The 13,614-nt window shown below is 40.1% G+C and carries 12 protein-coding genes and 1 other annotated feature (1 of these 13 running past the window's edge); all 12 genes read left to right on the forward strand.

Annotation, left to right across the window (positions count from 1 at the left end; genetic code table 11):
• Positions 1-1,012, forward strand: the 3' portion of a protein-coding gene (locus NST66_RS26260; protein ID WP_340843747.1) for a protein arginine kinase. 62 nt of this gene lie to the left of the window's left edge; 1,012 of the gene's 1,074 nt are visible here — the last part of the coding sequence; the start codon falls outside the window, past its left edge; its stop codon occupies positions 1,010-1,012.
• A gap of 20 nt (positions 1,013-1,032) precedes the next feature.
• A complete protein-coding gene (gene clpC, locus NST66_RS26265) occupies positions 1,033-3,474 on the forward strand; it encodes an ATP-dependent protease ATP-binding subunit ClpC (protein ID WP_014462041.1) in 2,442 nt (813 codons plus the stop codon).
• A gap of 123 nt (positions 3,475-3,597) precedes the next feature.
• On the forward strand, positions 3,598-4,974 hold the full coding sequence (gene radA, locus NST66_RS26270) for a DNA repair protein RadA (protein ID WP_013054899.1): 1,377 nt from the start codon (positions 3,598-3,600) through the stop codon (positions 4,972-4,974).
• Positions 4,975-4,977: 3 nt separating this feature from the next.
• Entirely contained in the window at positions 4,978-6,057 is a 1,080-nt protein-coding gene (gene disA / locus NST66_RS26275) for a DNA integrity scanning diadenylate cyclase DisA (RefSeq protein ID WP_013054900.1), read from the forward strand.
• Positions 6,058-6,204: 147 nt separating this feature from the next.
• Positions 6,205-7,302 (forward strand): PIN/TRAM domain-containing protein, encoded by a 1,098-nt coding sequence (locus NST66_RS26280; protein WP_014462040.1) that lies wholly within the window; start codon positions 6,205-6,207, stop codon positions 7,300-7,302.
• Positions 7,303-7,327: 25 nt separating this feature from the next.
• Positions 7,328-8,029: a 2-C-methyl-D-erythritol 4-phosphate cytidylyltransferase gene (gene ispD / locus NST66_RS26285; RefSeq protein ID WP_028412657.1), complete on the forward strand. Its 702-nt coding sequence runs from the start codon at positions 7,328-7,330 to the stop codon at positions 8,027-8,029.
• Positions 8,026-8,505 (forward strand): 2-C-methyl-D-erythritol 2,4-cyclodiphosphate synthase, encoded by a 480-nt coding sequence (gene ispF, locus NST66_RS26290; RefSeq protein ID WP_013054903.1) that lies wholly within the window; start codon positions 8,026-8,028, stop codon positions 8,503-8,505. Before ispD ends, ispF begins: the two co-directional genes overlap by 4 nt.
• 105 nt (positions 8,506-8,610) lie before the next feature.
• Positions 8,611-10,068, forward strand: coding sequence for a glutamate--tRNA ligase (gene gltX / locus NST66_RS26295; RefSeq protein ID WP_028412658.1), 1,458 nt, complete (start codon positions 8,611-8,613; stop codon positions 10,066-10,068).
• A 39-nt stretch (positions 10,069-10,107) separates the two neighbouring features.
• Positions 10,108-10,331, forward strand: a binding site (T-box leader).
• Between the two features lie 72 nt (positions 10,332-10,403).
• Positions 10,404-11,060, forward strand: coding sequence for a serine O-acetyltransferase (gene cysE, locus NST66_RS26300; protein ID WP_025753192.1), 657 nt, complete (start codon positions 10,404-10,406; stop codon positions 11,058-11,060).
• Complete coding sequence (cysS, locus tag NST66_RS26305; protein ID WP_033580789.1) at positions 11,050-12,447, forward strand: cysteine--tRNA ligase; 1,398 nt, start codon at positions 11,050-11,052, stop codon at positions 12,445-12,447. The genes cysE and cysS overlap by 11 nt, the downstream gene beginning before the upstream one ends.
• Positions 12,448-12,454: 7 nt before the next feature.
• On the forward strand, positions 12,455-12,880 hold the full coding sequence (locus NST66_RS26310; protein WP_013054907.1) for a Mini-ribonuclease 3: 426 nt from the start codon (positions 12,455-12,457) through the stop codon (positions 12,878-12,880).
• Positions 12,870-13,613, forward strand: coding sequence for a 23S rRNA (guanosine(2251)-2'-O)-methyltransferase RlmB (gene rlmB, locus NST66_RS26315; protein ID WP_014462034.1), 744 nt, complete (start codon positions 12,870-12,872; stop codon positions 13,611-13,613). Before NST66_RS26310 ends, rlmB begins: the two co-directional genes overlap by 11 nt.
• The last annotated feature ends 1 nt before the right edge of the window (position 13,614 follow it).

Raw genomic sequence — 13,614 nt, forward strand, 5'->3', positions numbered from 1 at the left:
TTCAGATATTGTGCTAAGCAGTCGAATCAGGCTGGCTCGAAATTTAACTCATTATCTTTTTCCAACTCTCTTTTCTAAAGAACAAGCAGTTGAAGTGGTTCGAGTATTTGAGCAAGTTTCTCAAAAAAGCGAGAACACCAATCAGTGGAATTTGCATTTACTAAAGATGAACGAATTACAGCCTCTTCAAAAGCAAGTGTTGGTTGAAAAACATCTTATCAGTCCTAACTTGGCTGAAGGAGACAACAACGGAGCTTGTTTTTTATCAGAAAAAGAAGATTTGAGTATTATGGTTAATGAAGAAGATCATTTACGCATACAATGTTTATTTCCAGGCCTTCAATTATCTGAAGCTTTAAGCACAGCGAATAAAGTAGATAATTGGATTGAGAAATACGTAGATTATGCGTTTGATGAAAATAGAGGGTATTTAACCAGCTGTCCCACAAATGTGGGTACTGGGCTACGTGCATCTGTGATGATGCATCTGCCGGCTTTAGTGATGACCCGTCAAATTCATCGTATTATTCCCGCTATTAACCAGCTTGGCTTAGTGGTGAGAGGAATTTATGGAGAAGGTAGCGAAGCTTTAGGGAATATCTTTCAAATTTCTAATCAGATAACCTTAGGGAAATCTGAAGAAGATATTGTGGCAGATTTAAATAGTGTCGTACAGCAGTTAATTACACAAGAGCACTCTGCAAGAGACGCACTGTTTAAAACATCTCATGTAGAGTTAGAAGATCGAGTGTATCGTTCATATGGAGTATTGGCCAATAGCCGTATTATTGAGTCCAAAGAAGCTTCACAATGTTTATCAGATGTTCGATTAGGAATCGATTTAGGGTATATAAAAGGACTGAGTCAAAATATATTGAATGAACTTATCATTATGACGCAGCCAGGCTTTTTACAAAAGTATTCGGGAGGGCCCCTAAAGCCTCAGGAACGTGACATTAAAAGAGCCACCTTAATTCGAGAACGTCTCACTATAAATAAAAACACAAATTAAACGTGGAGGGTGACGATTATATGATGTTTGGTAGATTTACAGAGCGCGCACAAAAAGTATTAGCTTTAGCACAGGAAGAAGCACTACGCCTAGGTCACAACAACATTGGAACGGAGCACATTTTATTAGGTATCGTTCGTGAAGGTGAAGGAATTGCAGCAAAAGCTCTTTCTGCTCTAGGCCTAAGCACTGAAAAAATTCAAAAAGAAGTGGAAGCATTAATTGGCAGAGGCCAAGAATTAACGCAGACCATTCATTATACACCTCGAGCGAAAAAAGTCATTGAACTTTCAATGGATGAAGCCCGAAAGCTTGGTCATTCTTACGTAGGAACAGAACATATCTTACTAGGCTTAATTCGTGAAGGTGAAGGCGTTGCAGCACGCGTTTTAAATAATCTAGGTGTCAGCCTAAATAAAGCTCGTCAGCAAGTACTTCATTTATTAGGTAGCAATGAAGCTGCTTCAAGCCATCAAGGCGGAGGTTCTTCAAATGCTAATACACCTACGCTAGACAGCTTAGCACGCGATTTAACAGTTGTAGCGCGCGAAGGAAGCTTAGACCCTGTTATCGGACGTGGGAAAGAAATTCAGCGTGTTATTGAAGTGTTAAGCCGACGTACAAAAAACAATCCTGTATTAATTGGGGAGCCAGGTGTCGGTAAAACGGCAATCGCTGAAGGTTTGGCTCAGCAAATCGTCAACAATGAAGTTCCAGAAATTTTACGTGACAAACGCGTTATGACCTTGGATATGGGAACGGTCGTGGCTGGTACAAAATATCGCGGAGAATTTGAAGATCGCCTGAAGAAAGTAATGGATGAAATTCGTCAAGCAGGTAATATCATTCTCTTTATCGATGAGTTACACACATTAATTGGCGCTGGTGGTGCAGAAGGTGCTATCGATGCTTCTAATATTTTAAAACCGTCTCTTGCTCGTGGAGAACTTCAGTGTATCGGTGCTACGACTTTAGATGAATACAGAAAATATATTGAAAAAGATGCAGCGTTAGAGCGTCGCTTCCAGCCAATTCAAGTGGATGAACCAACGTTGGAAGAGTCTATTCAAATCTTAAAAGGGCTTCGTGACCGTTATGAAGCGCATCACCGAGTATCTATTTCTGATGAGGCAATCGAGCAAGCGGTGAAACTATCAGATCGCTACATTTCAGATCGTTTCTTACCGGATAAAGCAATCGATTTAATTGATGAAGCTGGTTCAAAAGTGCGTTTACGTTCATTTACAACGCCGCCAAATTTAAAGGAATTAGAGCAAAAATTAGAATCAGTACGCAATGAAAAAGATGCGTCTGTTCAAAGTCAAGAATTTGAAAAAGCAGCATCTTTACGCGACACAGAACAACGCCTACGCGAAGAATTAGAAGACACAAAGAAAATTTGGAAAGAGCAGCAAGGTAAAGAAAACTCAGCTGTAACCGTAGAAGATATTGCGATGGTGGTATCTAGCTGGACGGGTGTACCGGTCTCTAAACTGGCACAGGAAGAGACAGAAAGACTGCTAAACATGGAAGAGATTCTTCACTCTCGTGTAATTGGGCAAGAAGAAGCGGTAAAAGCAGTTGCAAAAGCTGTGCGCCGTGCTAGAGCAGGCTTGAAAGATCCAAAACGCCCAATTGGTTCATTCATTTTCTTAGGACCAACAGGGGTTGGTAAAACAGAGCTTGCACGCGCATTAGCGGAGTCAATCTTTGGCGACGAAGACGCAATGATTCGTATCGATATGTCTGAGTACATGGAGAAACATTCTACTTCACGCTTAGTAGGTTCACCTCCAGGATATGTTGGATACGAAGAAGGCGGCCAGTTAACGGAAAAAGTAAGAAGAAAACCTTACTCAGTTGTTCTTTTAGACGAAATTGAAAAAGCACATCCGGATGTATTTAACATTTTATTACAAGTGTTAGAAGATGGACGCTTAACAGATTCAAAAGGCCGTACAGTTGATTTCCGTAATACGATTTTAATTATGACATCAAACGTAGGTGCGGACACATTAAAACGAAGCAAGCACTTAGGGTTCACAGTAGAAGCAGAAGGCCAAGACTACAAAGATATGAAAGGAAAAGTAATGGCGGAAATGAAGCGCGCATTCCGTCCGGAGTTCCTAAACCGTATCGATGAAATTATCGTCTTCCATTCATTGGAGAAACCTCACTTAGCTGAAATCGTTAAATTAATGGCGGACCAGTTAACAAAACGCTTAAAAGAGCAAGAAATTGATCTTGAATTAACAAAAGAAGCAATTGATAAGATTGCAGAGGAAGGTTTTGACCCAGAATACGGCGCTCGTCCACTTCGTAGAGCAATTCAAAAACATATTGAAGACCGTTTATCTGAAGAGCTGCTAAAAGGGGTTGTTCAAAAAGGTCAGAAAGTGACGCTAGATGTAGACAAAGGAGAATTTGTTGTTAAATCCTCCGCTCCAAGCAGCATCAGCTAAATTTACTCAAACCAAGACGAGGCATACGAAAAAACACGTATGCCTCCCTTTTTATTTTAGCTTAGGAAATAGTGTACAATAGAGATAGAAATCGATTGAATGAACGGAGAGATTGATAACATAATGGCGAAACGAAAAACAAAATTTGCATGTCAGCATTGCGGATATGAATCCGCAAAATGGATGGGGAAATGTCCTGGATGCGGAAGCTGGAATTCGATGGTGGAAGAAATGGAAGAAACGAAATCATCACGCCGAGGAGCTTTTTCCGGAGCTACTGCTTCTAAAGTTCAAAAACCTCAGTCAATTACAGCGATTGAATCTACAACAGAACCACGGATTTTTACACCTTCTGCAGAGTTAAACCGTGTATTAGGAGGCGGTATTGTCAGAGGGTCACTCGTTTTAATAGGGGGAGATCCGGGTATCGGAAAGTCTACTTTACTTTTGCAAACCTCCGCGCAGTTAGCAATGAAACAAAATAAAGTACTATATATTTCGGGAGAGGAATCAACCAAACAAACGAAGTTAAGAGCGGACAGGCTAGGTGTAAAAGCTGAAGAGCTTTATGTTCACGCAGAAACAAACTTAGAATTAATACTAGAGGCCATCTCAAGCATGCAGCCTGATTTTGTGGTGATTGATTCAATTCAAACCATTTACCATGCTGATGTGACATCAGCGCCAGGAAGCGTCTCACAGGTGCGAGAGTGTACGGCTGAACTAATGCGTGTTGCTAAAACGAATGGCATTGCCATCTTTATTGTGGGTCATGTAACGAAAGAAGGGGCCATTGCGGGTCCAAGACTTCTTGAACATATGGTAGATACGGTTCTTTATTTTGAAGGAGAGCGCCATCATACGTATCGTATATTAAGAGCGGTTAAGAACCGATTTGGATCTACAAATGAAATGGGCATTTTTGAAATGAAAGAAAGTGGGCTAGAAGAAGTATTGAATCCATCTGAAATCTTTCTAGAAGAACGGTCTCAGGGAGCAGCAGGTTCGGTTGTTGTCGCTTCAATGGAAGGGACAAGACCCGTATTAGTAGAGCTGCAGGCGCTAATCAGTCCAACGAGCTTTGGAAACCCTAGAAGAATGGCGACAGGAGTAGATCATAATCGCGTTTCGCTTATCATGGCTGTCTTAGAAAAGCGTGTAGGAATGCTGCTGCAGAATCAAGATGCTTATTTAAAAGTAGCAGGTGGAGTGAAATTAGATGAACCAGCAATCGATTTAGCTGTAGCCGTTAGCATTGCTTCAAGCTTCAGAGATGCTGCTTCTAGCGCTACAGATGTTATTGTAGGAGAGGTAGGATTAACAGGCGAAGTACGCCGAGTGTCTAGAATTGAACAGCGCGTTCAAGAAGCGGTAAAATTAGGGTTCCAACGAATTATTATTCCGGAGAAAAATTTAGGAGGATGGAAAGTCCCAGATGGTATTGATGTGATTGGGGTATCAACAGTAGCGGAGGCTCTGCAATATACATTAGGAGGATAAGCAGTGGAAGGAGAAAAAACAACAGTTAGTCAAAAACAAATATCAGAAATTCTGCAGTTTGTAGCACCAGGAACCCCTATTCGTGACGGTATCGATAACGTCTTGCGGGCAAAGACGGGCGGCTTAATTGTTATGGGCTACAATGAACAAGTCAAAAAGATGGTAGATGGAGGATTTTCGATTAATTGTGCATTTACACCTGCGCATTTATACGAGTTAGCCAAAATGGATGGAGCGCTTATTTTAAACGACAGCGGAAGCAAGATATTGTTTGCTAATGCTCAGCTCATGCCAGATCCCTCTACCCCTTCTTCACAGACAGGAATGCGTCACCGTACAGCGGAGCGCGTAGCTAAGCAGTCAGGTGTATTGGTGATAGCCATTTCACAAAGACGGAATGTGATTACGCTTTACAAAGGGTCTCTGCAGTATGTATTGAAAGACATTAGCGTTATTTTAGCAAAAGCGAATCAAGCGCTTGGAACCCTTGAAAAGTACAAGGCGGTATTAGATGAATCGATTACAAGTCTCAGTGCATTGGAGTTTGAAGAGCAAGTAACTCATACAGATGTGCTGCAGTCGCTTCATCGTACAGAAATGGTTTTGCGTATTAAAAATGAAATTTTGAGCTATATTAGCGAGTTAGGAACAGAAGGAAGGCTAATTCGTCTCCAAATGAATGAACTGCTTTCTCACTTAGAGGAAGAAGCAACTTTATTAATCAAAGATTATATGTATGACCTCAGCTTTGACCCTTACCGAGTGATTGAACGCATGCAGCAGCCGTCAAATAATGTTCTTCTCGATGACCAAACGCTCCTTCGCTTAATGGGATATCCTATGTATACAAGCTTTGAAGACAGCGTTATTCCTAGAGGGTATCGAATGCTTCATAAAATTCCAAGACTTCCATCGATTATTATTGAAAATCTCATTGATGAATTAGGGGATTTAAAAACGATAGCAGATGCGTCGGTAGAAGAATTGGATGAGGTAGAAGGCATCGGTGAAATTCGAGCACGGAAAATTAGAGAAGGCCTAAAAAGACTAAAAGAGCAGCATCTTACAAACCGTCAGCTATAGGATATTAATTGACATTAAATGTTTGATTCATTAAGATATTGTGAAAATACAAAAAAAGTGACAGTTTGTTTACAAATTCTGTTTTTTGGTTAAATAACAGGTTTCAATCATTGTAAACTGTTTATAATGATAAAGGGAGGTGAAGGCGTGTTAAAACGTTTTGTACAGTTATTTTTTATTATTACAGGTGGTACATTGGGCGTCTTTTTTATACCTGAACTTATTCAATTATTAAATCTGCAAGATGTAGCATTTCTAGAAAAACCTTACGTCGATGCAATACTGGGAGCTATTTTGTTTTTCCTTGTCACGTTTTGGATTGTTGATTATATAGTTGAATTAATTCGCCGAGTGGAAGAGGCGTTGCTGAAGGCGCCTGTAACGGATGTACTTTTTGGTAGCTTAGGATTGATTTTAGGGCTTATTGTAGCCTACTTGGTCGGAGCTTTTTTAGGCAGAATTCAACTTCAAGTAGTAAGTACCATTTTACCAATCTTTCTAAGTATTCTTTTAGGTTACTTAGGGTTTCAAGTCGGGTTTAAAAAACGTGATGAGCTTGTGAACGTGTTTTCCATGCCATCTCGAATTGGGAAGAAAAAAGGGCAAGAAGAAGAAGCAGATAATGAAGAATCACTAAAGTCTCTTAAAATTTTAGATACAAGCGTTATTATTGACGGTCGTATCGCAGATATTTGTCAAACAGGATTTTTAGACGGAACGATTGTTATTCCGCGCTTTGTGCTTGAGGAACTTCAGCATATTGCTGATTCGTCGGATGTTTTAAAACGAAACAGAGGTAGACGAGGTCTAGATATTCTAAACCGTATTCAAAAGGAACTGGCAATGAAGGTAGAAATTTATGAAGGCGATTTCGAAGACATTCAAGAAGTGGACAGTAAGCTGGTCAAATTGGCAAAGCTGACTTCTGGGTTGGTCGTTACAAACGACTTTAATTTAAATAAAGTATGTGAACTTCAAAATGTCGGCGTCTTAAATATTAATGACTTAGCAAATGCCGTTAAGCCAATTGTGCTTCCGGGAGAAGAAATGAATGTGTTGGTTATAAAAGATGGTAAAGAGCATAATCAAGGTATTGCCTATCTTGATGACGGTACAATGATCGTGGTAGAAGAAGGAAGAAATTACATTGGAAAGCAAATTGATGTACTGGTGACGAGCGTACTCCAAACCTCAGCAGGCCGTATGATTTTTGCGAAACCCAAGTTATTAGAAAAAGCACTGTGACGTAACAGGTAAAGGGAGTATACCTATGAAGTATGAAATTATCGTTTTAGCTGCAGGGCAGGGGAAGCGAATGAAAGCGGGGCGGAACAAACAATTTTTAACTATTCAAAACGTTCCGCTTATCATTCATACGCTGCAAAAATTCGAACAAGATCCTTGGTGCAGTGGAATTGTACTAGTTGTAAACGAAAAAGAAGTGGCGATTTTTGAAGAGTTATTAACTGAATATCCAATTCAAAAGGTTCAATCATTGACAGTTGGAGGCGATGAACGTCAACATAGCGTTTATAACGGCCTTAAAAGTCTAAAGCAGGCTCAAATGGTATTAATTCATGATGGCGCTCGACCATTTGTTCAACAAAACACAATCCATGAGTTAGTAGAAAAAGCTGCTAGTGATAAGGCTGCTGTACTGGCTGTTCCAGTAAAAGACACAATTAAGCGTGTGGAACAGGGGACTGTCATTGAAACAGTTGAGCGCTCTAGCTTGTGGGCTATTCAAACGCCGCAGGCTTTTCTTTTTGATGTAGTAATGGATGCACACGAAAAAGCAAAAACAAATGAATACTTAGGCACCGATGATGCAAGCTTAGTAGAAAAAGCGGGACAAAAAGTATCGATTGTAGAGGGAAATTACGATAATATAAAACTAACAACACCAGAAGATTTGTTATATGCAGAAGCTATATTAACAAAGCTAAACAGGACTGAAGGAGTGGAAAAATGAACATTCGAGTAGGACAAGGTTTCGACGTACATGAATTTGCAGAAGGAAGACCTTTAATCATCGGCGGTTTAGAAATTCCGTATGAAAAAGGATTATTAGGCCACTCAGATGCAGATGTGCTGTTACATACAATCGCAGATGCCTTATTAGGAGCGGCGGCTAAAGGAGATATCGGAAAGCATTTTCCGGATACAGACCCTGAATTTAAAGATGCTGATTCAGCAAAGCTTCTTCAACACGTATGGAAACTACTAAAAGATGAAGGTTATGAATTAAGCAATGTAGATTGCACGATTATCGCGCAAAAACCTAAAATGGCTCCTTACATTGAACCAATGAGAGAGCGTATTGCGCAGCTGTTAGAAGCAAGCATTTCTCAAATTAACGTCAAGGCAACAACAACAGAAAAGTTAGGTTTTACGGGACGTGAAGAAGGAATCGCTGCCCAAGCAGCCGTTTTAGTTTATCAAAAATAAAAACAGTTGACTTTGACAGATACCTATTTGGTGATAAAATTAGAACATGTCTAAAACATATAAATACATACTATAAGTAATATTAAATTGGAGGTCATCTTAGTTATGTCAAGCGAAGTAAGAGTTCGTTATGCCCCGAGTCCAACTGGACATCTTCATATAGGGAATGCAAGAACAGCACTATTTAATTATTTATTTGCACGAAATCAAAACGGTAAATTTATTATCCGTATTGAAGATACAGATCAAAAGCGTAATATCGAAGGCGGCGAAGAAAGTCAGCTGCGCTATTTAAAATGGTTAGGTATTGAATGGGATGAAAGTATCGACGTAGGCGGGGAGTACGGTCCTTACCGCCAGTCTGAACGTACGGAAATCTATCAAAAATATACGGAAGAACTTCTTGAAAAAGGATTAGCTTATCACTGTTACTGTACGTCAGAAGAGCTTGAAAAAGAGCGTGAAGAACAGCAGGCGAACAGTCAAATGCCGCGCTATTCAGGTAAGTGCCGTAACTTAACAGCTGAACAGCGTGCTGAACTAGAAGCAGAAGGCCGTGAGCCGAGCATTCGCTTCCGTGTTCCTAGTAACACAGAAATTAAGTGGAATGATATTGTCAAAGATGAAGTATCGTTTGAGTCTGAAGGCATTGGTGATTTCGTTATTGTGAAAAAAGACGGTACACCAACATATAACTACGCTGTAGCCATTGATGATTATCTAATGAAGATGACACATGTTCTACGCGGAGATGACCATATTTCCAATACACCGAAGCAAATTCTTGTGTATGAAGCTTTAGGCTGGACGCCTCCTGTATTTGGTCATATGACGTTAATCGTAAATGAAAATCGTCGCAAGCTAAGTAAACGTGATGAGTCAATCATTCAGTTTATCGAGCAATATAAAGAATTAGGCTACTTGCCAGAAGCACTATTTAATTTTATTACAATGCTTGGCTGGTCACCTGTGGGGGAAGAAGAAATTTTCTCTAAAGAACAGTTTATTGAAATTTTTGACCCAGCTCGTTTATCAAAATCTCCAGCACTATTTGATACAAGCAAATTACGTTGGATGAACAACCAATACATGAAACAATTGGATTTAGATGAGGTAGTAGCTTTATCAGTTCCTCACTTAGTGAAAGCTGGAAAAGTTGAAGAAACGCGCGATGCAGAAACAGAACAATGGGTACGTGACTTAGTCGCTCTATACCAAGAACAAATGAGCTTTGGCGCTGAGATTGTTGAACTTACTGAAATGTTCTTTAAGAAAGAAATTGATTACAGTGAAGAAGCAAAAGCAGTACTTGCTGAAGAACAAGTACCGGAAGTGTTAAAAGCATTTGCTGAAGAGATTTCTTCCTTAGAAGAATTCAGCGCTGATGAAATTAAGGCAGCAACAAAGGCTGTACAAAAAGCAACAGGTCAAAAAGGTAAAAAACTATTTATGCCAATTCGTGTAGCAACAACAGGCGAAACACACGGTCCCGAGCTTCCAAAAGCTATTTCTCTTTTAGGGAAAGAAACAGTTTTAGCTCGTCTAGAAAGCATTTATAGTTAACAAATTTCTATTTTGCCCATATGATAAAATAATCAAATATGGATATCGTTGAGAAGGAAGAGTAGGCAAGTTCATTGCATATCAGAGAGGGTTATCACCGGCTGAAAGTAACCTATGACAAAACTTGTCGAAGTGCGCCTTTGAGTCTTTTGTTGAATGCTACTAAGTAAGTAGGCAAAAGCGGTTACTCTCACGTTATGAGAGAAGAGTTGGGATTGTTTGTTGATCCAAACAGAGTGGAACCGCGTATATACGTCTCTGTGTCATTTGACATAGGGGCGTTTTTTTATACAATCAATGAGTAGATAGAGGAATAGCGGAATTGGGGTGAGATGATGCTAAAGTTGTTAAAGGAAGACATTGAGGCCATATTTGAACAAGATCCTGCAGCAAGAAGTTATATTGAAGTGATATTAACCTATTCAGGGTTGCATGCTATTTGGGCACATAGATTCGCTCACGGGCTTTTTAAAAGAAAGTGGTTTTTTCTGGCACGTGTAATCTCACAAATTAGCCGATTCTTCACAGGGATTGAAATTCATCCGGGTGCGAAAATTGGCCGCCGCTTTTTTATTGACCACGGAATGGGAATTGTTATTGGGGAAACGTGCGAAATTGGAGATAATGTAACAGTATATCAAGGAGTAACACTCGGAGGAACAGGGAAAGAAAAAGGAAAGCGTCACCCGACGATTGAAGACAATGTCTTAATTGCAACAGGTGCTAAAGTGCTAGGATCGATTACGATTCATGCGCACTCCAAAATTGGAGCAGGCTCAGTTGTGTTAAATGACGTCCCAGAAAACTCAACGGTTGTTGGTATCCCTGGCCGAGTCGTCATTCAAAATGGCGTCCGGATTCCAAAAGATTTGAATCATCAAGATTTGCCAGATCCAGATGCAGAGCGTTTCAAACAGCTAGAGAAAGAAATTTTACACCTGCAAAATCAATTAAAGGAATTAAAAGAAGGGAAGATTCACCATGGCAATTAAGCTATATAACACGTTAACACGTCAAAAAGAGACGTTTGTACCGCTAGAAGAAAACAAAGTCAAAATGTACGTGTGCGGACCGACCGTGTATAACTATATTCATATTGGAAATGCACGTCCTGCGATCGTATTTGATACGGTGCGCCGCTATTTAGAATTTAGAGGCTACGACGTGGAGTATGTCTCAAACTTCACAGATGTGGATGATAAATTAATTAAGGCAGCAAAAGAGTTAGGAGAAGATGTTCCAACGATCGCAAACCGCTTTATCGATGCCTACTTTGAAGATACGTCAGCTCTTGGATGCAAGCATGCCGATGTGCATCCACGCGTAACTGAAAATATGGATATCATTATTGAATTCATTGATGAACTGGTGAAAAAAGGCTATGCGTATGAGTCAGAGGGCGACGTATACTATCGTACGCGTAAATTTGAAGGATACGGAAAATTATCACATCAGTCCATTGATGAATTGCAATCCGGTGCTCGCATCGAAGTTGGAGAAAAGAAAGAAGATCCATTAGACTTTACTCTTTGGAAAGCAACCAAAGATGGAGAGATTGCATGGGATAGCCCTTGGGGTCAAGGAAGACCAGGCTGGCATATTGAATGCTCGGCGATGGCACGCAAGTATTTAGGTGATACAATTGATATCCACGCAGGCGGCCAGGATTTAGCTTTCCCTCATCACGAAAATGAAATTGCTCAATCAGAAGCGCTCACTGGGAAATCGTTTGCGAAATACTGGCTTCATAACGGATATATCAATATTGATAATGAAAAGATGTCTAAATCACTAGGGAATTTCGTGTTAGTTCATGACATTATTAAAAAGCATGATCCTTCTCTACTTCGATTCTTTATTTTATCTGTTCACTATCGTCACCCAATTAACTATAACGAAGAAATTTTAGAGAATACGCGCAAAGGGTTTGAGCGTCTGCAAACAGCTTATGGCAACTTAACTCACCGTCTAGAGGCAGCAACAAATCTTCAAGAAGATGCTTCAGAATGGTTCGAAAAGCTAAAAGAGCTCCGCGAAACCTTTGTTGAAGAGATGGATGATGATTTTAATACGGCAAATGCCATTTCTGTTCTGTTCGAGCTAGCAAAGCAAGCTAACTTGTATTTATTAGAACAAACAACGTCTACAGATGTAATTGAAGCCTTTATTAAAGAGTTTAAAGAACTAGGTGCTGCAATAGGCATTGCGTTTGGAGAAGCTGAACTTCTAGACGAAGAAATTGATCAATTGATCCAAGATCGTATTCAAGCTCGTAAAGATCGTAATTTCCAATTAGCAGATCAAATTCGAGATGAATTAAAGGCTAAAAATATTATTTTAGAAGATACGGCGCAAGGAACAAGATGGAAAAGAGGATAATAGTGTTATGAGCAGCAGTAAATTAGATGTAAAACAGCTAAATAGCTTAGCTCTTGCTTATATGGGTGATGCGGTGTTTGATTTACATGTTCGCCGCCACCTGCTGGTGTTAGGGACAGTGCGCCCTAACCAGCTTCATAATAAAGCTAAAAAATATGTATCAGCAAAAGCACAAGCACAAATCGTATATTATTTTAAAAATGAAAACTTTTTTACTGAAGAAGAAGAAGGTGTACTGCGCCGAGGACGCAATGCAAAGTCTGGTACAGTCCCTAAAAACACAGATGTGCAAACGTATCGCTACAGTACAGCATTTGAAGCGGTCGTAGGCTATTTGTATCTTTTAGGTGAAGAAGAAAGAATGATGGAACTTATTACTAAAGCTATCTCTTTCGTCGATGAAGGAGAGGGAGGAATGAATCATGGAACATGAATTTATCATTGGACGTAATCCGGTCCTAGAAGCCCTAAAGTCTGGGCGTGACATTAACAAGCTATGGATTGCCGAAGGATCGCAAGGCGGTTCTATGGGGCAAATCACGCAGTTAGCAAAACGTAATGGTGTATTGGTGCAGTTTGTACCGAAAAAGAAAATTGAGCAAATGGTAGACGGTATTCATCAAGGAGTAGCTGCACAAGTTGCTGCTTATCAGTATGCAGAGTTAGATGATTTATTTAACTTAGCGGAAAAACGTAATGAAAGTCCGTTTTTCCTTCTGTTAGATGAGCTCGAAGATCCCCATAATTTAGGTTCTATTATGCGAACAGCCGATGCCGTTGGCGCACACGGTATCATTATTCCAAAGCGCCGTTCAGTTGGATTAACGGCCACTGTAGCAAAGGCGTCTACAGGAGCGATTGAACATATTCCTGTAGCAAGGGTAACAAACCTATCAAGGACGATTGATGAATTAAAAGATCGAGGCGTATGGATTGTTGGAACGGATGCGAAAGAAAGTGACGATTACCGCAACTTAGATGGAGGTATGCCGCTTACGTTAGTGATTGGAAGTGAAGGAAAAGGCATGAGTCGTTTGATTCGTGAAAAATGCGACTTTCTTGTACAGCTTCCAATGGTTGGGCATGTTACATCGTTAAATGCATCTGTAGCAGCTAGTCTTCTCATGTATGAGGTTTACCGAAAACGCCATCCTCTAGGTGAATAAA

It is taken from the genome of Priestia sp. FSL W8-0524 (assembly GCF_038005965.1).
In the GTDB taxonomy this organism is placed as follows: Bacteria; Bacillota; Bacilli; order Bacillales; family Bacillaceae_H; genus Priestia; species Priestia zanthoxyli.

Excerpts from the sequence above, each read along its gene's own strand:
- gltX (WP_028412658.1), top strand. The coding sequence starts at position 8,611 with ATGTCAAGCGAAGTAAGAGTTCGTTATGCCCCGAGTCCAACTGGACAT.
- cysS (WP_033580789.1), top strand. The coding sequence starts at position 11,050 with ATGGCAATTAAGCTATATAACACGTTAACACGTCAAAAAGAGACGTTT.
- ispD (WP_028412657.1), top strand. The coding sequence starts at position 7,328 with ATGAAGTATGAAATTATCGTTTTAGCTGCAGGGCAGGGGAAGCGAATG.
- ispF (WP_013054903.1), top strand. The coding sequence starts at position 8,026 with ATGAACATTCGAGTAGGACAAGGTTTCGACGTACATGAATTTGCAGAA.
- rlmB (WP_014462034.1), top strand. The coding sequence starts at position 12,870 with ATGGAACATGAATTTATCATTGGACGTAATCCGGTCCTAGAAGCCCTA.
- NST66_RS26310 (WP_013054907.1), top strand. The coding sequence starts at position 12,455 with ATGAGCAGCAGTAAATTAGATGTAAAACAGCTAAATAGCTTAGCTCTT.
- radA (WP_013054899.1), top strand. The coding sequence starts at position 3,598 with ATGGCGAAACGAAAAACAAAATTTGCATGTCAGCATTGCGGATATGAA.
- cysE (WP_025753192.1), top strand. The coding sequence starts at position 10,404 with ATGCTAAAGTTGTTAAAGGAAGACATTGAGGCCATATTTGAACAAGAT.
- clpC (WP_014462041.1), top strand. The coding sequence starts at position 1,033 with ATGATGTTTGGTAGATTTACAGAGCGCGCACAAAAAGTATTAGCTTTA.